The 21,758-nt window shown below is 71.2% G+C and carries 23 protein-coding genes; 14 read left to right on the top strand and 9 right to left on the bottom strand.

Features of this window, described 5'->3' with window-relative positions:
- Positions 1–25 precede the first annotated feature (25 nt).
- The gene (locus JW592_RS02195; protein WP_209263088.1) at positions 26–1,258 is read left to right on the top strand and encodes an acyl-CoA dehydrogenase family protein; all 1,233 of its coding nucleotides are present in this window, start codon (positions 26–28) and stop codon (positions 1,256–1,258) included.
- Positions 1,259–1,277: 19 nt separating this feature from the next.
- Here JW592_RS02195 and JW592_RS02190 read toward each other — a convergent pair whose 3' ends face one another.
- A complete protein-coding gene (locus JW592_RS02190; RefSeq protein ID WP_209263087.1) occupies positions 1,278–1,982 on the bottom strand; it encodes a B3/B4 domain-containing protein in 705 nt (234 codons plus the stop codon).
- Positions 1,983–2,046: 64 nt separating this feature from the next.
- Positions 2,047–2,664, bottom strand: coding sequence for a LysE family translocator (locus JW592_RS02185; RefSeq protein ID WP_209263086.1), 618 nt, complete (start codon positions 2,662–2,664; stop codon positions 2,047–2,049).
- 28 nt (positions 2,665–2,692) lie between these two features.
- Here JW592_RS02185 and pdxR point away from each other — a divergent pair, with 28 nt between their 5' ends.
- Positions 2,693–4,252: a MocR-like pyridoxine biosynthesis transcription factor PdxR gene (gene pdxR / locus JW592_RS02180; protein WP_209263085.1), complete on the top strand. Its 1,560-nt coding sequence runs from the start codon at positions 2,693–2,695 to the stop codon at positions 4,250–4,252.
- On the opposite strand, the gene JW592_RS02175 is transcribed toward pdxR, so the two are convergent.
- The gene (locus JW592_RS02175) at positions 4,234–4,626 is read right to left on the bottom strand and encodes a VOC family protein (protein WP_209263084.1); all 393 of its coding nucleotides are present in this window, start codon (positions 4,624–4,626) and stop codon (positions 4,234–4,236) included. The two genes, pdxR and JW592_RS02175, sit on opposite strands and share 19 nt — an antisense overlap.
- A gap of 44 nt (positions 4,627–4,670) precedes the next feature.
- Here JW592_RS02175 and JW592_RS02170 point away from each other — a divergent pair, with 44 nt between their 5' ends.
- A complete protein-coding gene (locus JW592_RS02170; RefSeq protein ID WP_209263083.1) occupies positions 4,671–5,225 on the top strand; it encodes a GNAT family N-acetyltransferase in 555 nt (184 codons plus the stop codon).
- 57 nt (positions 5,226–5,282) lie between these two features.
- On the opposite strand, the gene JW592_RS02165 is transcribed toward JW592_RS02170, so the two are convergent.
- The gene (locus tag JW592_RS02165) at positions 5,283–5,966 is read right to left on the bottom strand and encodes a glycerophosphodiester phosphodiesterase (protein WP_209263082.1); all 684 of its coding nucleotides are present in this window, start codon (positions 5,964–5,966) and stop codon (positions 5,283–5,285) included.
- A 269-nt stretch (positions 5,967–6,235) separates the two neighbouring features.
- Here JW592_RS02165 and JW592_RS02160 point away from each other — a divergent pair, with 269 nt between their 5' ends.
- The 6 genes from JW592_RS02160 (at position 6,236) to JW592_RS02135 (ending at position 12,795) form a co-directional block, all read left to right on the top strand.
- A complete protein-coding gene (locus JW592_RS02160) occupies positions 6,236–7,651 on the top strand; it encodes a DUF6421 family protein (RefSeq protein ID WP_209263081.1) in 1,416 nt (471 codons plus the stop codon).
- 59 nt (positions 7,652–7,710) lie between these two features.
- On the top strand, positions 7,711–8,502 hold the full coding sequence (locus JW592_RS02155; RefSeq protein ID WP_209263080.1) for an SDR family NAD(P)-dependent oxidoreductase: 792 nt from the start codon (positions 7,711–7,713) through the stop codon (positions 8,500–8,502).
- A complete protein-coding gene (locus tag JW592_RS02150) occupies positions 8,481–9,590 on the top strand; it encodes a threonine aldolase family protein (protein WP_209263079.1) in 1,110 nt (369 codons plus the stop codon). Before JW592_RS02155 ends, JW592_RS02150 begins: the two co-directional genes overlap by 22 nt.
- A gap of 106 nt (positions 9,591–9,696) precedes the next feature.
- Positions 9,697–10,278, top strand: a complete 582-nt coding sequence (locus JW592_RS02145) for a transglutaminase-like domain-containing protein (RefSeq protein WP_209263078.1) — start codon at positions 9,697–9,699, stop codon at positions 10,276–10,278.
- 182 nt (positions 10,279–10,460) lie between these two features.
- Positions 10,461–12,302: an asparagine synthase (glutamine-hydrolyzing) gene (gene asnB, locus JW592_RS02140; protein WP_209263077.1), complete on the top strand. Its 1,842-nt coding sequence runs from the start codon at positions 10,461–10,463 to the stop codon at positions 12,300–12,302.
- Between the two features lie 64 nt (positions 12,303–12,366).
- Positions 12,367–12,795, top strand: a complete 429-nt coding sequence (locus tag JW592_RS02135) for a MarR family winged helix-turn-helix transcriptional regulator (protein WP_209263076.1) — start codon at positions 12,367–12,369, stop codon at positions 12,793–12,795.
- A gap of 142 nt (positions 12,796–12,937) precedes the next feature.
- On the opposite strand, the gene JW592_RS02130 is transcribed toward JW592_RS02135, so the two are convergent.
- Positions 12,938–13,657: a lysophospholipid acyltransferase family protein gene (locus JW592_RS02130; RefSeq protein WP_209263075.1), complete on the bottom strand. Its 720-nt coding sequence runs from the start codon at positions 13,655–13,657 to the stop codon at positions 12,938–12,940.
- Positions 13,658–13,816: 159 nt separating this feature from the next.
- On the opposite strand from JW592_RS02130, the gene JW592_RS02125 reads away from it, so the two are divergent.
- The 3 genes from JW592_RS02125 to JW592_RS02115 all read left to right on the top strand — a co-directional run bounded on the left by JW592_RS02125 (position 13,817) and on the right by JW592_RS02115 (position 16,228).
- Positions 13,817–14,158, top strand: a complete 342-nt coding sequence (locus JW592_RS02125; RefSeq protein WP_209263142.1) for a TlpA family protein disulfide reductase — start codon at positions 13,817–13,819, stop codon at positions 14,156–14,158.
- Positions 14,159–14,387: 229 nt separating this feature from the next.
- Positions 14,388–15,179: an electron transfer flavoprotein subunit beta/FixA family protein gene (locus JW592_RS02120; RefSeq protein WP_209263074.1), complete on the top strand. Its 792-nt coding sequence runs from the start codon at positions 14,388–14,390 to the stop codon at positions 15,177–15,179.
- Positions 15,180–15,265: 86 nt separating this feature from the next.
- Positions 15,266–16,228, top strand: coding sequence for an electron transfer flavoprotein subunit alpha/FixB family protein (locus JW592_RS02115; RefSeq protein WP_209263073.1), 963 nt, complete (start codon positions 15,266–15,268; stop codon positions 16,226–16,228).
- A gap of 125 nt (positions 16,229–16,353) precedes the next feature.
- Here JW592_RS02115 and JW592_RS02110 read toward each other — a convergent pair whose 3' ends face one another.
- Positions 16,354–16,803, bottom strand: a complete 450-nt coding sequence (locus tag JW592_RS02110; RefSeq protein ID WP_209263072.1) for a subtilase-type protease inhibitor — start codon at positions 16,801–16,803, stop codon at positions 16,354–16,356.
- Positions 16,804–17,186: 383 nt separating this feature from the next.
- Between JW592_RS02110 and JW592_RS02105 the strand changes: the two genes are divergently transcribed.
- Positions 17,187–18,464 carry a DUF6986 family protein gene (locus JW592_RS02105; protein WP_209263071.1) on the top strand — a complete coding sequence of 426 codons (1,278 nt, stop codon included), beginning with the start codon at positions 17,187–17,189 and terminating at the stop codon, positions 18,462–18,464.
- 90 nt (positions 18,465–18,554) lie between these two features.
- On the opposite strand, the gene JW592_RS02100 is transcribed toward JW592_RS02105, so the two are convergent.
- Positions 18,555–18,953 (bottom strand): VOC family protein, encoded by a 399-nt coding sequence (locus JW592_RS02100; RefSeq protein WP_209263070.1) that lies wholly within the window; start codon positions 18,951–18,953, stop codon positions 18,555–18,557.
- A gap of 93 nt (positions 18,954–19,046) precedes the next feature.
- Between JW592_RS02100 and JW592_RS02095 the strand changes: the two genes are divergently transcribed.
- On the top strand, positions 19,047–20,072 hold the full coding sequence (locus tag JW592_RS02095; RefSeq protein ID WP_209263069.1) for a helix-turn-helix transcriptional regulator: 1,026 nt from the start codon (positions 19,047–19,049) through the stop codon (positions 20,070–20,072).
- Here JW592_RS02095 and JW592_RS02090 read toward each other — a convergent pair.
- Complete coding sequence (locus JW592_RS02090; protein WP_209263068.1) at positions 20,069–20,593, bottom strand: MarR family winged helix-turn-helix transcriptional regulator; 525 nt, start codon at positions 20,591–20,593, stop codon at positions 20,069–20,071. The two genes, JW592_RS02095 and JW592_RS02090, sit on opposite strands and share 4 nt — an antisense overlap.
- Before the next feature lie 80 nt (positions 20,594–20,673).
- Entirely contained in the window at positions 20,674–21,681 is a 1,008-nt protein-coding gene (locus JW592_RS02085) for a LacI family DNA-binding transcriptional regulator (protein ID WP_209263067.1), read from the bottom strand.
- Positions 21,682–21,758: the final 77 nt, after the last annotated feature.

Raw genomic sequence — 21,758 nt, 5'->3', positions numbered from 1 at the left:
CTGAGACAGGCGGAGGACCCCGACGATGGCCGAGACCGAGTTCGCACTGGATCTCAACGACGACCAGAAGGAGGTCCGAAGCTGGCTCCATGGCTTCGCCGCCGATGTGATGCGCCCCGCGGCCGCCGAGTGGGACGAGCGCGAGGAGACCCCCTGGCCGATCATCCAGGAAGCCGCCAAGATCGGCCTGTACTCGCTCGACTTCTACGCCCAGCAGTACTTCGACCCCACCGGACTCGGCATCCCCATGACGATGGAGGAGCTGTTCTGGGGCGACGCGGGTATCGCGCTGTCCATCGTCGGCACGGGGCTGGCCGCCGTCGGGGTGCTCGCCAACGGTACCGAGGAGCAGATCGGCACCTGGGTACCGCAGATGTACGGCGACGCGGGCGATGTGAAGGTCGCCGCCTTCTGCTCCTCCGAGCCGGACGCCGGCTCGGACGTGGCCTCGATGCGCACCCGCGCCGTCTACGACGAGGCCAAGGACGAATGGGTACTGAACGGCACCAAGACCTGGGCCACCAACGGCGGCATCGCCAATGTCCACGTGGTCGTGGCGAGCGTCGACCCGGAGCTCGGCTCCAAGGGGCATGCCTCCTTCATCGTCCCGCCCGGCACCCCCGGCCTCTCCCAGGGGCAGAAGTTCAAGAAGCACGGCATCCGCGCCTCGCACACCGCCGAAGTCGTCCTCGACGACGTCCGGGTCCCCGGGCACTGCCTGCTCGGCGGCAAGGAGAAGCTGGACGAGCGCCTGGCCCGCGCCCGCGAGCGGGCGAAGGGGAGCGGCGAGCGGGTCAAGAACGCCGCCATGGCCACCTTCGAGGCGTCCCGCCCGGCGGTCGGCGCCATGGCGGTCGGCACCGCGCGCGCTGCCTACGAGGTCGCGCTCGAATATGGCAAGACCCGCGAGCAGTTCGGCCGCCCCGTCATCGACAACCAGGGCGTCGCCTTCCAACTGGCCGACATGCGCACCAGCGTCGACGCGGCCCGGCTGCTGGTGTGGCGCGCCTCGTGGATGGGGGTGACGGGCCGTAAGTTCGAGTCGGCCGAGGGGTCGATGTCCAAGCTGTTCGCCAGCGAGACGGCCAAGAAGGTCACGGCCCAGGCCATCCAGCTCCTGGGCGGCAACGGCTACACCCGCGAGTACCCGGTCGAACGGATGCACAGGGACGCGGCCATCTACTCCATATTCGAGGGCACCAGCGAGATCCAGCGCCTGGTCATCGCCCGCACCCTCTCGGGCATGCCGATCCGCTAGCGCACCGGCCCGGACGCGGCTACACCTCGAACCGGGGCGCCGACCGGGTGAGAACGGCGGAGCGCGGAACGGCCTCCCAGTGGGTGCGCAGCACGTTGGCGAGCACCTCCGTCAGCTCGGCCATCTCACCCGGTGCGGTCTCGTGCAGCGCCTCGGCCACGATCAGCACCTCCTCCGTGTCCTCGCGCACGGCGGACCGGCCGCTCTGCCGGTTGGTCCAGCGGCGCGCGTGGGCCCGGCCCGCCTCGTCGGCGAAGACCACCTCGCCGGGCTCCGGCCGCTCCTCGTCCCCCGCGAAGGTCTCGTAGCGCTCGTCGCCCAGCGCGTACCGCACCTGGAGATCCCCCTCGATCCGCGCCAGATCGAAGACGCCCACGGGGATGGCGTAAGCGAGCGAGGCCGCGTTGCACAGGTCGATCAGCGGGTGGATGTCAGGCAGCGACCCCTCCTTGCGGAAGCGCCGCAGCAGTGACTCGGCGGCACAGCGGTACTGGGTCGGCTTGAGCCCCATCGACGCGAAGGCGCGCCGCCACGCCTGGATCTGCGGCAGCCCGCTCTCCGTACCCCCGCCCGCGGCGTTGCGTGCCGCCGCCCGCGCCCACAGCTCTCGTACGGAGGCGTCGACGGGGACGGCCGGCCGGGCGGTGATGCCCTTGGCGTGCAGTACCCCGGGCACCAACTGGGGGAAGTCCTGCCACAGGTGCGGGGAGTGCTCGAAGTGCATGGTGCGGTTTCCTCCGGGGAGTGTTCGGGTCGGCCCGGCCGGCCGGGCCGTGGAGCCGGTGCGGTCAGAAGAAGGCGAGTCGGGCGCCGAGCGCGGCGAACGTACCGGCGAAGACCCGGCGCATCCACCGCACCACCCGCGGGCGGGAGATGACGTGCTCGCGCATGGTCGCGGCCGCCAGCCCGTAGCAGGCGAAGACGGCGAAGGTCAGCAGTACGAAGACGGCGCTGAGCTCCGTCATGCGCAACACGGCGTGCGGATCGTCCCCCTGGACGAACTGCGGCAGGAACGCCATGAAGAACAGCGTCAGCTTGGGGTTGAGCACGTTGAGCAGGACGGCGGACACCACCACGCTCGACGCCGTACGCGGAGCGCTCCCGGCCTCCCGGCCGTCGGCGTCGGGCGCCGCGAGGGCGCTCCTGTCCCGCAGCGTGCTCCACGCCATCCACAGCAGGTAGGCGACACCCAGATACTTGAGGATCTGGAAGGCCATGGCGCTGGCGTGCAGCAGCGCGGCGAGCCCTGTGATGGCTGCGAGCGCCTGCGGGAGGGTGCCGAGCGTGCAGCCGAGCGCGGCCACCAGGCTCGCCCGCCTCCCGTGCGAGAGCCCGGCGGCGATCGTGAACAGCACGCCCGTTCCGGGGGTCACCACGATCACCAGTGCGGTCAGCAGAAAGTCCATGCCTTGACCCTGTCGGCAGAATGGGCCTGTGAACAGAGCCAATGGATCTGCGGTCGACAGGACCATAAAGGGCGGCTCGACGGCTCCGGCGGCCTCCGACTTCCTCCAGCTCACCGCCGACGCGGTCCCCAGGGGCGGCCTGTCGGACTGGCTCGTCGGCCGGATCAGGCAGGCCATCGCCGACGGCCGGCTGCTCACCGGCAGCCGACTGCCCGCCACCCGCGTGCTCGCCGCCGACCTCAAGGTGTCGCGCGGCGTGGTGACCGAGGCGTACCGCCGCCTGGTCGACGACGGACATGTGGTCGGCCGGGGCCGCGCGGGCACCGTGGTGGCCGCCACCCCGCTGAACGGGACGGGCGGTGCGGCCGGTTCGACCGGCGCCGCCCCGGCCGGCCCCGCCGCCACCGACGTCTTCGATGCTCCGCCGGGCGCCGACGTCTTCGACGCCTTCCGTACCTCCACAGCGCGCATCGACCTGTCGCCCGGGCTCCCCGACCTCGCCGCCTTCCCCCGTACCGCCTGGCTGCGCGCCGAACGCGCCGTCCTGGCCGAACTGGCCTCCTCCGACCTGGGGTACGGCGACCCCCGCGGTACGCGAGCGCTGCGCGGCGCCGTCGCCGGATGGCTGCGCGTCAACCGGGGCATCACCGCGGAGCCCGAGGAGATCATCATCGTGGCCGGTACCGCACAGGCACTCGGCCTGCTGGCCCAGGTGCTGCGAGCCGAGGGAGCCGACCGGCTCGCCGTCGAGGACCCCTCCTCCCTCGGCGCACGCCAGCACCTGCACAGCTGGGGGCTGGCCACCCCGCCCGTGCCCGTGGACGCCGAGGGGGTACGCGTCGACGCGCTCCAGGCCACGGGTGCGCCCGCCGTGCTGCTGACCCCGGCGCACCAGTTCCCGACCGGTGTCGTGCTGGGCGGCGAGCGCCGCCGCGAGCTGGTGCGGTGGGCGGGGGAGGGCGGCCTGGTCATCGAGGACGACTACGACGCCGAACACCGCTACGACCGCGCCCCGGTCGCGGCGCTCGCCGCGATGGCCCCCGACCACGTCTGCTACTCCGGCAGCATCTCCAAACTCCTCGCCCCGGCGCTCCGTGTCGGCTGGCTGCTGGCACCGGCCCGCTACCGGGACGCGCTGACCGACGCCAAGCGCTTCGCCGACCTCGGCAACGCGGCCCTGCCCCAGCTGGTGCTCGCCAGGCTGATGGAGTCCGGCGCGCTGGAGCGGCACCTACGGCTCATCCGGCGCCGCCACCGGGTCCGCCGCGACGCCATGATCGCGGCCATCCGCAGTCACCTGCCGCACGCGCGTGTCCACGGCGCCGCCGCCGGTCTGCACCTGACGGTCACCTTCCCCTCCGGCGTCCGCGACACCGAGCTGGCCTCCCGCGCCCTCGCACACGGCGTCAAGACCCAGCCGCTGTCCTGGCACACCCAGCTGCCGGGCCGCCCGGGACTGGTCCTCGGCTACGCGGCCGCGGCGCCCACCGCCATCGCGGAGGGCATCGCCGTGCTCGGCACGCTGCTGACCGCCGACGGGCGGCCCGGCGGCGCGGCCCCGGGCCGGGCTCAGATGCCCGGCCGGTAGCGCAGCGGATGCTCTGCGGGAATCTGCACCAGCACCAGGCGGTGGCCGTCCGGGTCGGCGATCCACATCTCGATCAGGCCCCAGGGCTCCTTGACGGGGGGCCGTAGGATGTCGGCGCCCGCCGCGCGCAGCTCCTGGTGCGCGGCGGCCACGTCGGCGACCTGGAGCCAGAGCTGGAGGGTGGGGGTCGGCGGCTCCTCGCTCCGCCCGGAGACCTCGAGGAAGCCGCCGCCCAGGAAGTAGACGGTGCCGCGCTCGGGCCCCGTACCGAACTCGCGGGCGATCTCCAGGCCGAGTGTCCCGCCGTAGAAGGCCCGCGACCTGTCCGGATCGGTGGGCCGCAGCAGCACCCGGCTGCTCAGTACATGCACCATGCCCGCACTCTAGTTCCGCGGGCGTGGGGATAGAGTCTGCGGACATGAACGACGCCGCACAGCCGGGCGAGCCGCCCCTGATCTTCCGCCGCGCGGTCGAGTCCGACATCGCGGCGCTCACCGAGCTGGTGGAGTCCGCCTACCGCGGCGAGGCGAGCCGCGCGGGCTGGACCACCGAGGCCGACCTGCTGGACGGCCAGCGGACCGACCCGGAAGGGGTCGCGGGCGTGGTCCGTGACCCGAAGAGCATCATGCTGCTCGCCGAGCGGGACGGCACCGTCGTCGCCTGCTGCCAGCTCGAACGCCATGACCAGGGGGCGTACTTCGGTCTGTTCGCCGTCAGCCCGCTGCTGCAGGGCGGCGGGGTCGGCCGCAGGGTGCTGGCCGAGGCCGAGCGCACGGTCCGTGCCGAGTGGGGCGCCGAGCGGCTGCGGATGCAGGTGATCAGGCAGCGTGCGGACCTGATCGCCTGGTACGAGCGGCGCGGGTACACCCGTACGGGAGAGCTGAGCCCCTTCCCCTACGGCGACGAGCGCTTCGGTGTTCCCCGGCGCTCCGACCTCGTCTTCGAACTGCTGGTCAAACCGCTGGACGAGTGACCAGGCATCGCGTCCGGGCCGCGGGCGGGCGAGACCGCGTCCGGGCCCGGGGCGGGTTCAGCCCGTGCGTTCGACGGCCCGCTTGATGTCCGGCATGTCCGTGACGACGCCGTCCAGGCCCAGCTCCCGCACTCGGGCCAGGTCCTCGTCGGTGTTGACGGTCCAGGTGATGACCTCGATCCCGGCCTGGTGCGCCCGGCGCACCACGTCCGCGTCCACGTGCTGCAGCTCCACCGAGATCATCCCCGCGCCCAGTTCCTCGGCCCTCTCCGGCGCGGTGGGCGTGGAGCGGCCGGCCACCAGCACGATCGGGATGTCCGGGAGGTGTTCGCGGGTCTCGCGGAGCGCCTCGGCGTGGAAGGAGATCACCGTCACCCGCTGGTGCAGCCCGCGCCGCTGGATGGCCTCGGCGAGCACCCGCGCCGCCGCACGATCCTTGATCTCCGCTTGCAGCGGGCTGCGTACCGCGTCCACGACCTCCTCGAAGACGGGCACCCGCTCGCCCTGACCCGCGTCCAGCTCGCGCAGCTCGGCCAGAGTGAGATCACCGATCGGGCCGCTGCCGTCGGTCGTACGCGCCACGTCGGCGTCGTGCATCACCACCAGCTCGCCGTCCTTGCTCAGGTGCAGGTCGAGTTCGAGGACGTCGAGCCCTTCGCGTTCGGCGCGGACGAAGGAGCGCAGCGTGTTCTCGGGCTCGACGCCCATCACTCCGCGGTGTCCGACGGTGAGCAGTGGCACGGGCGCGCTCGCTTTCGTGCGGTGACGGTCGTGGAGCGCCAGCCTAACGGCCCCCGGCACGCGTTCCGCGGGACGGCGGCGGAGCCCGTTCCGAGCCCGGACGGGTACCGTCCCGTGCTGAAAAGAGAAGCGACACAGACCGCTGATCGCCGGAAAAACAGCGGTCTGATCCGGGTGGGGCAGGACAATTTCCTGATCTCTCCCCTTGAGCGGGACCGCTCGCACGTATACGGTTTCCTTACGCGAGTTTCTCCTGTGGAGGGGTCAATATGACGGAAATTCTTTCGCAAGCGCCTGTCGGGGGCGGCGTTTCGTCGTCTGTCGGCGGAGCAGTCGAGAGTGTGGCCGCGCACCCCGCCTGGCCGGTGCTGAAGGCCGCCGTGGAGGCCGTCCGCCCCGCACAGTCCAAGGACGGCTCGATCGACTTCGGGGCCGAGGGCGCCCCCGCCCGCCAGGAGATCCGGCAGGAGCTCGACCGCGTCGTCGCCGCGGTCGAGGAGCTCTCGCCGCTGCTGCCGCACGACGCCGAATACCACCGCGCCCTCGTGGCCGACCTGCGCCGCTGGGCCGACGGCGGTTTCGGCGTCCCGGACTTCCTCGACTCACTGCTCGCCTTCCAGCCCGCGCACAACCGCGCCGACGGCCTCCAGCACCTTGTCGTCTTCCCGATGTACACGCAGAACGGCAACCCCAACCGCAACCTGGAGGCCGTCGTCCTGCGCATGGTCTGGCCCGACTGGCTGGCCGAGCTGGAGCGCACCCGCTACGACAACCCGCTCTTCTGCGGCATCACCTTCGAGGACTTCACCTCCGGCTACGACACCCACTCGGCGGTGCTCTTCCCGGAGACCATCGCCGTGCGCGAGGCGCCCGAGCGCTTCAGCTGGGGCGGCATCTTCTGCGACCGCGAGGCGGCCCGCTTCCGCCGTGTCGTCCAGGCCGCCTGCGACGTCACCAGCCTGCAGCTGCCCGGGGACGCCGAGGAACTGCTGGCCGACCAGGAGCGCTGCCAGCAGACTTTCGTCCTGTGGGACATGGTCCACGACCGCACCCACAGCCACGGGGACCTGCCCTTCGACCCCTTCATGATCAAGCAGCGGCAGCCGTTCTGGATGTACGGCCTGGAGGAGCTGCGCTGCGACCTGACGGCCTTCCACGAGGCGGCGAAGCTGGAGGCCGACGGCTACCCGCAGGGCCGCGACGTGCAGTACGCGGTGATCCTGGAGCGGCTCTTCCGCTTCCCCGTCACCGGTGAGCGCAAGCGCAACTACGACGGCCTCGGCGGGCAGCTCCTCTTCGCCTACCTCCACCAGCACGACGCGCTGCGCTGGCGGGACAACAAGCTGTCCATCGACTGGGACCGTGCCCGCAAGGTCACCGTCGCACTGCGCGAGGAGATCGAGACGCTCTACCGCGCGGGCATCGACCGGCCCAAGATCGTCCACTGGTTCAAGGCGTACGAGCTGGTCTCCACCTATCTGGCCCCGCACCCCGGCTCGAAGTGGACCAAGGGCCCGGACGCGCTGGACCTGACCCTTCCGCCGCGCAAGCTGGTCGACGAGGTGCTGCCGGACGAGTTCCCGCTCAGCATGTTCTACGAAGCCCTCGCGAAGAAGCTCCGGAGTGTGATCGCATCGACCCAGGGGATCACCGCTGACGCTCCGGCCCGGGCCGCCGCCGCATGAGCGGGCAGCCCCCAGGGCACAGCGGAGGGCAGGAGCGGGAGCGCGAGGAGGCGACGGAGATGACAGGCATCACGGACTCGACCACACGGCGTGGCTACGAGGGCAACGGCGAGGGTGACCTGCAGGGACGGGTGATCGCGGTCGCGGGCGCGGCAGGCCCCGCGGGCCAGGCCACGCTGCTGCGGCTCGCGGAGGAGGGCGCCACCGTGGTGGCCTGCGACGCGGACGCGGAGCGCCTGGCGCAGGCCGTGGACGCCGCGCGCTTTGCGCATGGGGGAGCCACCGTCACCGGTGACACCGTCGACCTGCTCAGCCTGGAGGAGACCCGGGCGTGGGCCGACAAGACGGAGAAGGAGTTCGGCCGGATCGACGGCCTGGTGCACCTGGTCGGCGGCTGGCGCGGCTCGGCCTCGTTCGCCGAGACCGATCTGGCCGACTGGGACACCCTGCACCACCTCCTGGTCCGCACCCTCCAGCACACCTCGCTCGCCTTCGAGGCGCCGCTCAAGCGGGCGGGCGACGGCCGCTTCCTGCTGATCAGCGCGCTGGGCGCCAGCAAGCCGACAGCCGGCAACGCCGCCTACGCGGCCTCCAAGGCGGCGGCCGAGGCGTGGACCCTGGCGCTCGGCGACTCCTTCCGCAAGGCGGGGGGCGAGAGCGGGCTCCCGGCGGCCGCTGTCATCCTGGTGGTCAAGGCACTGGTGAACGACCAGATGCGTGCCGACCGGCCGAACGCGAAGTTCGCTGGCTTCACGGACGTGAAGGACCTCGCGAAGGCCGTCGTCGACACCTGGAACAAGCCCGCCGAAGAGCTGAACGGAACCCGCCTGTGGCTGACGCCCAACACCTGAACGACCCCGCCGGGGACGCGGCGGCGCCGGTCACCGACGCCAGGCGCCGCCATGATCCCGACGTCCGCGGCTTCGCCAGCGACAATTACGCGGGCGCGCACCCGGAGATCCTGGCGGCCCTTGCCGTGGCCAACGGCGGCCACCAGTCCGCCTACGGCGCCGACGACTACACCGAGCACCTGCAGACCGTCGTACGCAGCCACTTCGGTCGGCGTGCCGAGGCGTTCCCGGTCTTCAACGGCACCGGTGCCAATGTGGTCGCGCTCCAGGCGCTGACCGACCGCTGGGGTGCGGTCATCTGCGCCGAGAGTGCGCACATCCACGTCGACGAGTGCGGGGCGCCGGAGCGGGTGGGGGGCCTGAAGCTGCTGACCGTGCCCACCGAGGACGGCAAGCTGACCCCCGAGCTGATCGACCGGCAGGCGTTCGGCTGGGACGACGAGCACCGCGCCATGCCCCAGGTGGTCTCCCTGGCGCAGAACACCGAACTCGGCACCCTCTACACGGTGGAGGAGATCCGCGCCCTGTGCGACCACGCGCACGAGCGCGGCATGTACGTCCACCTGGACGGGGCCCGTATCGCCAACGCGGCAGCGGCGCTGGACGTTCCGATGCGCGCGTTCACCAACGCCGCCGGCGTGGACATCGTCTCCTTCGGCGGCACCAAGAACGGCATGCTCTTCGGTGAGGCCGTGATCGTCCTCAACCCGGACGCCGTCCGCCATATGAAGCACCTGCGCAAGCTGTCGATGCAGCTGGCCTCCAAGATGCGCTTCATATCGGTGCAGCTGGAGGCGCTGCTGGCGGGGGACCTGTGGCTGCGCAACGCGCGGCACTCCAACGCGATGGCGCAGCGGCTCGCCGAGGGGGTCCGTCAGGTGCCCGGTGTGGAGATCAGCTACCCGGTGCAGGCCAACGCCGTCTTCGCGCGGCTGCCCAACGAGGTGAGTGAACGCCTCCAGAAGCGCTACCGCTTCTACTTCTGGGACGAGGCGGCGGGCGAGGTGCGCTGGATGTGCTCGTTCGACACCACGGAGCAGGACGTGGACGGCTTTCTGGCCGCGCTCCGGGAGGAGATGGGGCGGTAACACGCCACGGCAGTACTCGGAGGCGGCACTCCACCAGATCGCATAATTATGCGGCCCGCTGTAATTCCATTGAGTTACGGCGGGCCGGCCTCTACGCTGACGCGGCATGATGCTCACTCCCGTCACCGCTGACGAGTCCGCCTACCTCGCCGCCGACGACGTCGTCGATCACACCCACCCGCTGGTCCGCGAGACGGCCGCCCGGCTGAGCGCCGGCACGGACGGCGAGCTGGCCGCCTACGCGCGCGCCGCCTACGAGTTCGTCCGCGACGCCATCCCGCACTCGGCCGATGTGGGGGACTGGCGTATCACCTGGCGCGCCTCCGACGTGCTCGCCGAGCGGGTCGGCATCTGCCACGCCAAATCTCACGCCCTGGTCGCACTGCTGCGCGCCGAGGGCATTCCAGCCGGGTTCTGCTACCAGAAGCTCAATGTGCTGCATGGGCTGGTCGCGCTGCGGCTGCCCGGCTCCAGCCGCTGGGTCCGGCAGGATGCACGAGGCAACAAGCCGGGCGTGGACGCCCAGTTCAGCCTGGACCGCGAGCAACTGGCCTTCTCCGTGTGGCCGGAGAAGGGGGAGTGTGACTACCCGGTGCTCTACGCGGAGCCGCATCCGGTCGTCCTGCGCGCGCTGCGGCATGCCACGGACCGCGCGCAGCTGTGGCAGTTGCTGGACACGGCGTTGTGACGCGGCGCCGCCCCCTCACCTGCGCCGGTGAGGGGGTGCCCTGCCCGGTGGGGCGCGTTCCCTCCCCCGGTTGGCGTGATCCATGCGCTCCTCCCGCCCCCCGGGTGTCCGTCGAAACCTGAATGTGACACAGTGGCAGATGTATAGGTGGCCACTACACATACTGGAGGTGGAGGAAGAGCATGTGCGGAATCACCGGGTGGGTCTCCTACGACAGGAATCTGACGGCCGAGCGGGCGACCGTCGACGCCATGACGGAGACCATGGCCTGCCGTGGTCCCGACGACACCGGCACCTGGATAGCCGGTCCGGCGGCGCTGGGTCACCGCAGGCTGGCGATCATCGACCTGCCCGGCGGCAGGCAGCCGATGACCGTGGAGACACCCGGGGGCAGCGTCGCCCTCGTCTACTCGGGGGAGACCTACAACTACACCGAGCTGCGCCGTGAACTGGCCGGCCGGGGCCACCGGTTCAGCACCGACTCGGACACCGAGGTGGTGCTCCACGCCTACCTGGAGTGGGGCCCGGCCCTGGCCGAGCGGCTGAACGGGATGTACGCCTTCGCCATCTGGGACAGCCGCTCCAAGCAGCTGGTGATGGTCCGCGACCGGATGGGCATCAAGCCCTTCTACTACGCCGAGACCGCCGACGGCGTGCTCTTCGGCTCCGAGCCCAAGGCGATCCTCGCCAACCCGCTGGCCCGCCGCGAGGTCTCACTCGACGGCCTGCGCGAGCTGTTCGCCTTCGTCAAGACGCCCGGCCACGCCGTGTGGGAGGGCATGCGCGAGGTCGAGCCCGGCACGGTGGTGACCGTCGGTGAGAACGGTGTGCGCACCCACGTCTACTGGCAGTTGGAGACCCGGCCGCACACCGACGGCAAGGACGAGACGGTCGCACACGTACGCGAGCTGATGGACGACATCGTGCGCCGCCAGCTCGTCTCCGACGTACCGCGCTGCACTCTGCTCTCCGGCGGTCTCGACTCCTCGGCCATGACGGCGCTGGCGGCCCGGCAGCTGAAGGAGAGCGGCGAGACCGTCCGCAGCTTCGCCGTCGATTTCGTCGGCCAGACCGAGAACTTCGTCGCGGACGAACTGCGGGCCACCCCGGACACGCCCTTCGTGCACGACGTCGCTCGCGAGTCGGCCACCGAGCACCAGGACATCGTGCTCAGCTCCGGCGACCTCGCCGACCCCGAGGTGCGCTCCCGCGTCATCCGGGCCCGCGACATCCCCATGGGCCTCGGCGACATGGACGCCTCGCTCTACCTGCTCTTCAAGGCCATCCGGCAGCACTCCACGGTCGCGCTGTCCGGCGAGTCGGCCGACGAGGTCTTCGGCGGCTACAAGCAGTTCTTCGACGAGGAGGCCCGCAACGTCGAGACCTTCCCATGGCTGGTCCAGTTCGCTCAGAACATGGGGGAGGACAGCAACGTCCTCAACGACTCCGTCACCCGCGCTCTCGACCTGCCCGGCTATGTGCGCGACAGCTACTCCTCGGCCGTCTCCGGAGTCCAGCGCCTGGAAGGGGAGAGCGACTTCGAGTACCGGATGCGGGTCATCTGCCACCTCCATCTGACCCGGTTCGTCCGCGTCCTGCTGGACCGGAAGGACCGTGCGAGCATGGCCGTCGGACTGGAGGTGCGCGTACCGTTCTGCGACCACCGGCTGGTGGAATACGTCTACAACACCCCCTGGGCGCTCAAGTCGTTCGACGGCAGGGAGAAGAGCCTGCTGCGCGAGGCGACAGCCGATCTGCTGCCGCGCTCCGTCTACGAGCGGGTCAAGAGCCCCTACCCCTCCACCCAGGACCCGAAGTACCACACGGCGCTCCAGGAGAACGTCAAGGACCTGCTGGCCGAGCCCTCGCACCAGGTCTTCGACCTGGTCAGCAGGGACTGGCTGGAGCGGGCCGTCAAGGTGGAGACCCCGCAGATCACCCAGGCCGGCCGGCGCGGTCTGGAGCGCGTCCTCGACCTGGCGCTGTGGATGGACATGTACCACCCGACGCTTACACTCTCCTGATCCGATCAAGACCTGATCAGCTCATGATCCACTGATCCGATCAGGACGAGCCCATGGGGGAACGATGGGGACCCGGCAGGACGCGGCGTTCGACATGGTCCTGGCCCTGCACCGGTTGCTGCGGTCGCTGCGCCGGGCCGGCCCGACGGGCGGACTGCAGCCCACCCAGCTGATCGTCCTGTCCCTGCTGACGGAGTCCGGTCCCAGCAGGATCGGCGTCGTCGCCGACCGGGTCCCTTGTTCCCAGCCGACAGCCACCGCCGTCATCGCCGAGCTGGAGAGCCTCGGGCTCGTACGCCGCGAACCCGACCCCACCGACGGCCGCGCGACGCGCGTGGCCGTCACCGAAGAGGGGATCACCGCCCTGCGTGGCGTCGCTCTCGGCGAGGCCGACGTACTGCTGGAGCGCCTGGAAGAGCTCTCGGACGAGGAGGCCAGGGGAGTTTTGGCGACGGCCCCCCTACTGCGAGCCCTCGCCGACGCGGGGCGCTAGGTTCCCCGGCTTCGCGGGACGAGTTGCGCCCCGAAGGGGCGCGGGGAACCGCTCCCCCAAGCTCTTCGAGCAGGGGGTACCCCCACCAACCACAACGAACGGGCAGTCCGCAGATCGCGGCAAGGGGCAGACCGGGCGCGGCCTACATCGCGTTGGCCTGTGCAGGGGTCGGTGCTGTGCCGCCCAGGTGGGCGGGCAGCCACCAGGCGTCCGCGGCGCTCTGCGGCACGGCCGGATAGGCGCGCTGCGCCGCCTCCAGCAGCTCCTGCACCCGCTCACGCAGCCGCTCGGTGACGCTGAGTGCCGTCTCGCCCCGGCCCGGCTCGACCGGCTCCCCGACGTTGATGCTGACGGGCACGTGGTTGCGGCCGAAGTCCCGCTTGTGTCCCTTGGTCCACAGCCGCTGCGTACCCCACAGCGCTACCGGGACCAGCGGCACCCGGGCCTCCTGCGCCAGCCGTGCCGCGCCGGTCTTGAAGTCCTTGAGGGTGAAGGAGGGCGAGATGGTCGCCTCCGGGAAGACGCCGACGACCTCACCGGAGCGCAGCGCCTCCAGCGCGTGCGCGTACGCGTCCTCGCCGCGCGAGCGGTCCACGGGTATGTGCTTCATGGCGCGCATCAGCGGCCCGGAGACCTTGTGCCGGAAGACCGACTCCTTGGCCATGAACCGCACCAGGCGCTTGGCGGGGCGGGCCGCCAGCCCGGTGAAGACGAAGTCCAGGTAGCTGATGTGGTTGCTCACCAGCACGGCGCCGCCGCGCGAGGGCACATGTGCGGTGCCTCGGATGTCGAAGCGCAGGTCGAGAGCCTTGAACCACGCTCGCGCCGCACCGATCACCGGCGGGTAGAGGAGATCTGCCACGTCGGGGTAACCCTTCGTCTCGGGATGCCGGACCTACTCGGATCCTGTTGCTTTACCCGTGGGTACTTACGGGTGCGTAACTTCCGGCTCCGGCCGATCGTTCCCCAAAGCGTTGCTCCTGGCTACCCTCACGGCAGACTTGTCCATATGCACGCGGGAATGGAGGGCTTCGTGGCGGAGCAGGCGGAACCGGTGAGCGCCGAGGCGATCGGTGCCGTGGCAGGGCTGGGGGAGAGGGCCACCCTCGTCCAGTTCTCCAGCGCCTTCTGTCAGCCCTGTCGAGCCGCCCGGCGCATCCTTGCCGAGGTCGCAGCCATGGTGGAAGGCGTCGTACACGTCGAGATCGACGCCGAGGAGCAGCTGTCCCTGGTGCGCGAACTGGATATCACGAGCACGCCCACGGTCCTCGTCCTCGACGCGGCGGGCCGGATCGTCAAGCGTGCCACAGGGCAGCCCCGCAAGGCCGACGTCATCGCGGCGCTCGGCCTCGCCATCGCCTGAGGCGGGCGGTCCCGGGCCGCCGGGGGTGATCCAGATCCCGCTCCGTGGCACTCGCTTCGTACCGTCCCGCGTGATGGAGTTGGGCTGTTCACTCTCCCCGTTGGCAACGTCACACCTCGACAGTCTTGAGAACGGGGAACGTGCTGGATGTACTGACGAGTAATATTGTGGACGGACGCCCGGTCCCACCGGACCGGAACCCGTAAGTCGAAGCAGTAGGAGAGCCGGCGTGAGCTTGAGGATCGTTGTCTGTGTGAAGTACGTGCCCGACGCCACCGGTGACCGGCACTTCGCGGAGGACCTGACCACCGACCGCGAGTCGGTCGACGGCCTGCTCTCCGAGCTGGACGAGTACGCAGTCGAGCAGGCGCTGCAGATCGCGGACTCGGACGAGGTCGACGACGCGGAGATCACCGTGCTCACCGTCGGCCCGGAGGACGCCAAGGACGCCCTGCGCAAGGCGCTGTCCATGGGGGCCGACAAGGCCGTGCACGTCGAGGACGACGACCTGCACGGCACCGACGCGCTGGGCACCTCCTACGTCCTGGCCAAGGCCATCGAGAAGACCGGTTACGACCTGGTCGTCTGCGGTATGGCCTCCACCGACGGGACAATGGGCGTGCTGCCTGCCATGCTCGCCGAGCGGCTGGGCGTGCCGCAGGTGACGCTGCTGTCCGAGGTCTCCGTGGCGGACGGCAAGGTGACCGGGCGCCGCGACGGCGACGCCGCCACCGAGCAGCTGGAGGCCCAGCTCCCGGCCGTCGTCTCCGTCACCGACCAGTCGGGCGAGGCGCGTTACCCCTCCTTCAAGGGGATCATGGCCGCCAAGAAGAAGCCCGTCGAGTCGCTGGACCTCGACGACCTGGACATCGAGGCCGAGGAGGTCGGCCTGGAGGGCGCCTGGACCAAGGTCGAGGACGTGGCCGAGCGCCCGCCGCGCACCGCGGGCACCGTCGTCAAGGACGAGGGCGACGGCGGCAAGCAGCTCGCGGGCTTCCTCGCCGAGCGCAAGTTCGTCTAAGGCAGCCCGGCGGGCCGCACGCTCGGCCGAGCGCGGCCGCCACCTTCCCTCCGACCTCCCTTTGATCTTCCGCAGGAGAGCACCCCATGGCTGAAGTCCTTGTCTACGTCGACCACGTGGACGGCGCCGTCCGTAAGCCCACCCTCGAACTGCTGACCCTCGCCCGCCGGCTGGGCGACCCGGTCGCCGTGCACCTCGGCCCGAATGCCGAGGACGCCGCCAGGACCCTCGGCGAGTACGGCGCCACCCGGGTGCTGTCCGCCGACGCGCCGGAGTTCGCCGACTACCTCGTCGTCCCCAAGGTGGACGCGCTGCAGGCCGCCTACGAGTCCGTCTCGCCCGCCGCCGTGCTGGTTCCCTCCTCCGCCGAGGGCAAGGAGATCGCCGCGCGCCTCGCGGTGCGCCTCGGCTCCGGCATCGTCACCGACGCGGTCGACCTGGAGGCCGGTGACGAGGGCCCGGTGACCACGCAGTCGGTCTTCGCCGCCGCGTTCACCACCAAGTCCCGGATCACCAAGGGCACCCCGGTCATCACCGTCAAGCCCAACTCGGCCACTCCGGAGGCGTCCGCCGCCGCCGGTGCCGTCGAGCAGCTCGCGGTGAGCTTCGGCGAGGCCGCAACCGGCACCAAGGTCACCTCGCGCACCCCGCGCGAGTCCACCGGGCGCCCCGAGCTGACCGAGGCCGCGATCGTGGTCTCCGGGGGCCGTGGCCTCAACGGCGCCGAGAACTTCCCGCTGATCGAGCAGCTTGCCGACTCTCTGGGCGCCGCGGTGGGCGCCTCCCGCGCCGCGGTCGACGCCGGCTGGTACCCGCACTCCCACCAGGTGGGCCAGACCGGTAAGACGGTCTCGCCGCAGCTCTACATCGCCACCGGCATCTCCGGTGCGATCCAGCACCGCGCCGGTATGCAGACCTCCAAGACGATCGTGGCCATCAACAAGGACTCCGAGGCCCCGATCTTCGACCTGGTCGACTACGGCGTGGTCGGCGACCTCTTCGAGGTCGTCCCCCAGCTGACCGAGGAGATCAAGACCCGCAAGGGCTGACCCCTCCGCCGGCTCGACGCCCGGAGACCGGAGAGGAGCCCCGTACCGACGCGCTCGGTACGGGGCTCCCCGGCGTTTGTCACAAGCTCCGCCGACAACCCTGTCGGAAGGCGCCGGCGGCCCTGTCAGAAGGCGAAGACGGATGCCTCCGTCGCCCTCTTCATGCAGCTGTTGGCGAAGACGTGTTCATAGTTGACGCGCTGGCCCTCCCATACGCCCTGCGCTGTGACGACGACGGGCCGCCACTCCTTGGTGCAGTAGGTCTCCTCGGCCGGCTTGGCGAGCGCTTCCAAGTTCCCGCCCGAGGCGCGCAGCTGCGCACATGCCTCCTCGGCCGCGGGGTGGGTGCCGGACGGCGCGGGCATGCAGTTGAGCGTGACGGCACGCTGAGGTGCCGTGGTCGCGGCGCTCTCACCGTCCGCGATGGTGAGCACCAGGGCCGAGGGCGCGTAGAGCGAGGTGGGCTTCGCAGGCGCGGCCTGGGCAGGTGCTGCCGTGAGCGCGAGGGCGCTGACGGCCCCCGTGACAGCAGCCGCCGTGGTGAGGACGGTGCGCCAGGGTGCGGTCTTCCGCATTGTGTGCTTCCTTCCGCTTTGTGGTAAGTGCCGGATCTATCGGCGAAAGTGAGTTTGCCGAGTCTGCGGGGAGAAAGCACATCGGCCCCTTATGTTTCGGTAACGTTTCGCGTTGAATCAGTGGCGCAAAGTGATGCCCGCACAGGTGTGCCGCCTGCGGCAACGAACCTTCGTAGCACGCTTGTTCGGCCCGGATGGCTTGATCCCCGGCGCTCCACGACGACCGGAAACCGTGGCCCGGCCCGCCCCTGGGGGCCGCGCCGCCCCTGCCGAACTGTCCGCGCCGGCCACCCTTGACTGGCTGGTCAGAGCCCCATTAGCGTCACGGCACCGGCTTCAACGTTTTGTTGATGTCGGGTCGGAGCTCGGCAGAGGGAGTACAGATGGCGCAGCGCGTCACGGACGGGACCAGCTTGGGCAGCGGCGTACTGGAGGGGGTCTCCCGGCTGTTGGAGCCGGTGGACGCCGAACTCGCCAGGCGCTACCCGGGGGACCCGGGCACGCGGCAGCCGGTGCACACCGTCTACGTGCCCGCCGACACCGTTACGCCCGGCACCGTACGGGAGTGGGGCGAGGCCGCCAGCGCGCTGCTCGAATCCCACGCGCCCGACGCCGCGTCCCTGGCCCGCGTCCTGGGGATGGACGAGGAGCTGGCCGGGCCGGTCCACGCCCGCATCCAGGACAAGCTGCGGCGCGAACCCGTCGAGGACCTGCGCATCGACTTCGAGGACGGCTACGGCGTCCGGCCCGACGACGAGGAGGACGCCGCCGCCGTCCGTGCCGCGAAGCTGATCGCCGATGTGTTCGCCGACGGCGCCGAGGGGCCCGTACCCGCGTACGCCGGCATCCGGATGAAGTGCATGGAGGCGGCCGTCCGCGACCGCGGCATCCGCACCCTCGATCTGTTCCTGACCGGACTGATGGAGGCCGGCGGGCTGCCCGACGGGCTGGTGCTGACGCTGCCCAAGGTGACCTATCCCGAGCAGGTCACCGCGATGGTCCGGCTGTGCGAGGAGTTCGAGAAAGCGCGTGGCCTCGACGCGGGCCGTATCGGCTTCGAGATCCAGATCGAGACCACCCAGTCCATCCTCGGCGCCGACGGCCGTGCCACCGTCGCCCGGCTGATCGACGCGGCCGAGGGGCGCGCCACCTCGCTGCACTACGGCACCTTCGACTACAGCGCCTCGTGCGGCGTCTCCGCCGCCTACCAGGCGATGGACCACCCTGCCGCCGACCACGCCAAGGCGGTGATGCAGGTGGCCGCGGCGGGGACCGGAGTCCGGCTCTCGGACGGCTCCACCAATGTCGTCCCCACCGGCGACCGGGTGCGGGTGCACGACGCCTGGCGGCTCCACCACTCCCTGGTGCGGCGCTCACTGGCCCGGGCCTACTACCAGGGCTGGGACATGCACCCCGGCCACCTGCCCACCCGCTACGCCGCCGTGTACGCCTTCTACCGCGAGGGCATGCGGCGCGCGGGCGAACGGCTCGCCGCCTACGTGGGCGACGCGCAGGGCGACGTCATGGACGAGCCGGCCACCGCGCGCGCCCTCAGCGGCTACCTGCTGCGCGGCCTCGACTGCGGCGCGCTCGACAGCACGGAGGTGGCGGAGGTCTCCGGCCTGGACCGCGCCGCGCTCGACCGCCTCGCGGGCCGCTGACGACGCGCCCGCGACCCCGCTCCCCGGGTGGCCGCCCAGGTCTCGCGCGGCCACCCGGGGTTGTCGTGGCTCACGGCCTCGGCGAGTGCGTCAGCGTGCGAATTTCTCGATGGCCGCCGGGGTGACGGGGGTGAAGAAGTTGACGAGGTTGCCGTCGGGATCGCGGAACAGCAGCGACCGGTTGCCCCAGGGCATCGTGGTGGGCTTGGCGACGAAGTCGGTGACGAAGCCGGTCAGGTTCTCGTGAACGCGGTCCACGTCGTCGACGAGGAACTCGGTGATCACGCTGTGGTTGTCCGCCGCGCGTGCGGCGCCCGGCGCGAAGACCGGGACCGTGCTGGTGCCGGCGATCGCGAGGGTGGCGCCCGTGGTCCTGAGTTCGGCGAATTCTCCGGTGGCCCACGTCGCCTGCGCCCCTGTGGCGCGCTCGTAGAACTCGACGAGACGCGCTACGTCGCTGGTGATGATGCGGATCGAGACGAACTCCATGGGAATCTCCTTGGCTGTGCTGGAGGCGTGCACGTCGCAGGCTAGGAGGAATAGGGGACAGAACCGGTCCGGTATTCACGTTAGGCTGCGGATATGCCCCGACCCACTGCCCGTGTGCTGACGCTCCTGGAGCTGCTGCAGTCGGGCGGCACCCGGACGGTGGCCGAACTGGCCGACCGGCTCGGCGTCGAAGGGCGCACCGTGCGGCGCTATGTGGACCAGCTGACCGATCTCGACGTGCCCGTGGAGTCGGTGCGCGGCCGCTACGGCGGGTACCGGCTCGCTCCCGGGTACCGCTTGCCCCCGCTCATGTTCAGTGACGACGAGGCGCTGGCTGTGCTGCTCGGCCTGGTCGCCGGCCGCCGGGCGGGGCTGACGACCACGCAGCGCACGGCGAACGAGACGGCATCGGCGAAGATCCGGCGGGTGCTGCCCAAGCACATCGCCCGCCGGCTCGACACCCTCCTGGAATCCCTCGCCTTCACGGCACAGCCCCCGGAGTCCGACACCCCGGACTCCGGGGTCCTGCTCACCCTCGCCGATGCGGTGCGCAACCACCGACCGGTCTCGATCCGCTACACCGATCGCGACGGACGGCGCAGCGAACGCACGCTGCACGCCTACGGGATCGTCGCCCACGCGGGCCGGTGGTACGTCACGGGCGAGGACGCCCGGCTCCGCGAGGACCGGACCTTCCGGCTCGATCGCATCGCGGACGCGCGGATGCTGCCCGGCTCCTTCGAAGCGCCTGCCGGGCCCGGCCCGGCACAGCGCGTGTTGTCAGGGTTCGCCACGGCCGAGTACCGGCACGAGGTGACCTTGCGTATCCACGGGACAGTTGAGCAGATCCGCGCCCACCTCCCCGCCGCCGTGGCGAACCTGGCGGAACCCGAGCCCGGGGCAGGCCAGGACCGGGCGAGCGAGAGCTGGCTGCGCGTCGAGCTGCGGGCTGAGCGGCTCGACTGGCTGCCGCCGGTCCTCGCCGCACTCGACCGGCCGTTCGTCATCGAGCGCCCCGATGAGCTGCGCGACCTCGTCACCGCGCTCGCCGATCGCCTCGCGTCCCGCGCTCGCCAGGTCCGACCTCGAGGAACCCCTGACATCGGATGGCATACCTAGAAGTCGGTACCCAGTCGCTCCCATTCGTCGGCCAGCGATGTCAGCTCGTGCAGAAGCCGTTCGCGGCCCCCGGGAGCGTGCCGGGCCAGCAGCCGGTCGTCCAGAGCGCGGGCCCTGCCTTCCGCTTCGCGGAGCGCGCGTTCACCCTCCGGGGTGAGGTGCAGAAGTTTGCGGCGGCCGTCCGAGGCCGTCGTTCGGCGCTCCAGCAGCCCCCGGTTCTCCAGCCGCCGCGCCAGGTCCGCCATGGTGGAGGTGTCGAGTGCCACGGCGGAGGCGAGCGAGCTCTGGTCCCGGCCGGGGTGGGCCCGTACGGTCGTCAGGACCGCGAACTGCGGTCCGGTCAGCGTCTGGCCGACGTGGCGCGACCACACCGCCAGATACGCCTGATACAGACGTCGCACCTGATAACCGGGTGCGGTGGTGAGCACGTCGGGTGCGGTTGGTGCGGTGGACGCGGCGGGGGAGGGGCCCGCGGGCGCGGGGTCCTTCGTGGTGGTCTTTTCCGGGGTTTCGTCAGCCATGAACCCACTTAAGCACGGGAGTTGGCACCTTCCGGGCACAGCGGGCGGTGCCGTGCCGCGCGGGTGACCGGCGCCGCGGGCTACCGCTCGTGCGGAGGGATCTCGCCCGAGCCGCGGGCGATCAGCGTCGTCGGACGGGAGACCGTGCGGGGCTCGTCGTCGGCCCCGTCCAGTCGCCTGAACAGCAGCTCGGCGGCGCTGCGGCCGAGGTCCGCCGGGTCCTGGGCGACGACCGTGACCGGCGGTGAGAGCAGGTCGGCCAGCTCGAAGTCGTCGAACCCGACCAGCGCCACCGGCCGGTCCCGCCGCTCGGGCGCCGCCAGCACCCGCACCAGCGTGACGGTCACCCGGTTGTTGCCGGAGAAGAACGCGGTCACCGGTTCCGTGCCGTCGGCGCCGTCCAGCATGCGCGCCGCGTCCGCCCGTACCCGTTCGGAGTCCGTACTGCCCGGGGCCACCCAGGAGTCCGCCACCGGCAGACCCGCCTGGTCCATCGCGGTCCGGTAGCCGCGCAGCCGCTCCTCGGCGGTGTGGATGCCGGGCCGGTCGCCGATGAAGCCGATCCGCCGGTGCCCGTGCGCGATCAGGTGGGCGACACCCGCGCGTGCACCCTCGAAGTTCTCCGAGAGCACCAGGTCGGCCGCTATCCGCCCCGGCGGCCGGTCGACGAAGACGGTGGCGACCCCCGCGGCGATCTCCGGCTCCAGATAGCGGTGGTCGTCGCTGGCCGGGACGATCACCAGGCCGTCGACCCGGCGGGCGCACAGCGCCAGTGCCAACTCCTGTTCCCGCTCCGGGTCCTCCGCACTGGACCCGTTGATCAGCAGCGCGCCGTGGGCCCGGGCCACCTCCTCGACCGCGCGGCTGAGCGGCGAGTAGAACGGGTCGGCCAGATCCTCCAGGACCAGCCCGATGCTGGCCGTTGTGCCCTTGCGCAGCACCCGTGCGCTGTCGTTGCGCCGGAAGCCGAGCGAGGTGATGGCTTCCTGCACCCGTCGCTCGGTGTCGCTGGAGACGCCCGCCTCGCCGTTGACGACGCGGGAGACCGTCTTGAGGCCGACGCCGGCCCGCGCCGCCACATCCTTCATCGTCGGGCGGCCCGCATGGCGTGGCCCGCCGCGGCTCGCACCCGCACTTCGGGGACCTGTGGGGAGCGGGGGACGTG

This window comes from Streptomyces spirodelae (assembly GCF_017676385.1).
In the GTDB taxonomy this organism is placed as follows: domain Bacteria; phylum Actinomycetota; class Actinomycetes; order Streptomycetales; family Streptomycetaceae; genus Streptomyces; species Streptomyces spirodelae.
Note: the sequence above shows the minus strand (reverse complement) of the source record. Positions and strands in the feature narration are given on the sequence as shown.

Excerpts from the sequence above, each read along its gene's own strand:
- JW592_RS02195 (WP_209263088.1), top strand. The coding sequence starts at position 26 with ATGGCCGAGACCGAGTTCGCACTGGATCTCAACGACGACCAGAAGGAG.
- JW592_RS02190 (WP_209263087.1), bottom strand. The coding sequence starts at position 1,982 with ATGCACTTCGAGCACTCCCCGCACCTGTGGCAGGACTTCCCCCAGTTG.
- JW592_RS02185 (WP_209263086.1), bottom strand. The coding sequence starts at position 2,664 with ATGGACTTTCTGCTGACCGCACTGGTGATCGTGGTGACCCCCGGAACG.
- JW592_RS02175 (WP_209263084.1), bottom strand. The coding sequence starts at position 4,626 with ATGGTGCATGTACTGAGCAGCCGGGTGCTGCTGCGGCCCACCGATCCG.
- JW592_RS02170 (WP_209263083.1), top strand. The coding sequence starts at position 4,671 with ATGAACGACGCCGCACAGCCGGGCGAGCCGCCCCTGATCTTCCGCCGC.
- JW592_RS02160 (WP_209263081.1), top strand. The coding sequence starts at position 6,236 with ATGACGGAAATTCTTTCGCAAGCGCCTGTCGGGGGCGGCGTTTCGTCG.
- JW592_RS02155 (WP_209263080.1), top strand. The coding sequence starts at position 7,711 with ATGACAGGCATCACGGACTCGACCACACGGCGTGGCTACGAGGGCAAC.
- JW592_RS02145 (WP_209263078.1), top strand. The coding sequence starts at position 9,697 with ATGATGCTCACTCCCGTCACCGCTGACGAGTCCGCCTACCTCGCCGCC.
- asnB (WP_209263077.1), top strand. The coding sequence starts at position 10,461 with ATGTGCGGAATCACCGGGTGGGTCTCCTACGACAGGAATCTGACGGCC.
- JW592_RS02135 (WP_209263076.1), top strand. The coding sequence starts at position 12,367 with ATGGGGACCCGGCAGGACGCGGCGTTCGACATGGTCCTGGCCCTGCAC.
- JW592_RS02125 (WP_209263142.1), top strand. The coding sequence starts at position 13,817 with ATGGAGGGCTTCGTGGCGGAGCAGGCGGAACCGGTGAGCGCCGAGGCG.
- JW592_RS02115 (WP_209263073.1), top strand. The coding sequence starts at position 15,266 with ATGGCTGAAGTCCTTGTCTACGTCGACCACGTGGACGGCGCCGTCCGT.
- JW592_RS02110 (WP_209263072.1), bottom strand. The coding sequence starts at position 16,803 with ATGCGGAAGACCGCACCCTGGCGCACCGTCCTCACCACGGCGGCTGCT.
- JW592_RS02105 (WP_209263071.1), top strand. The coding sequence starts at position 17,187 with ATGGCGCAGCGCGTCACGGACGGGACCAGCTTGGGCAGCGGCGTACTG.
- JW592_RS02100 (WP_209263070.1), bottom strand. The coding sequence starts at position 18,953 with ATGGAGTTCGTCTCGATCCGCATCATCACCAGCGACGTAGCGCGTCTC.
- JW592_RS02095 (WP_209263069.1), top strand. The coding sequence starts at position 19,047 with ATGCCCCGACCCACTGCCCGTGTGCTGACGCTCCTGGAGCTGCTGCAG.
- JW592_RS02090 (WP_209263068.1), bottom strand. The coding sequence starts at position 20,593 with ATGGCTGACGAAACCCCGGAAAAGACCACCACGAAGGACCCCGCGCCC.
- JW592_RS02085 (WP_209263067.1), bottom strand. The coding sequence starts at position 21,681 with ATGAAGGATGTGGCGGCGCGGGCCGGCGTCGGCCTCAAGACGGTCTCC.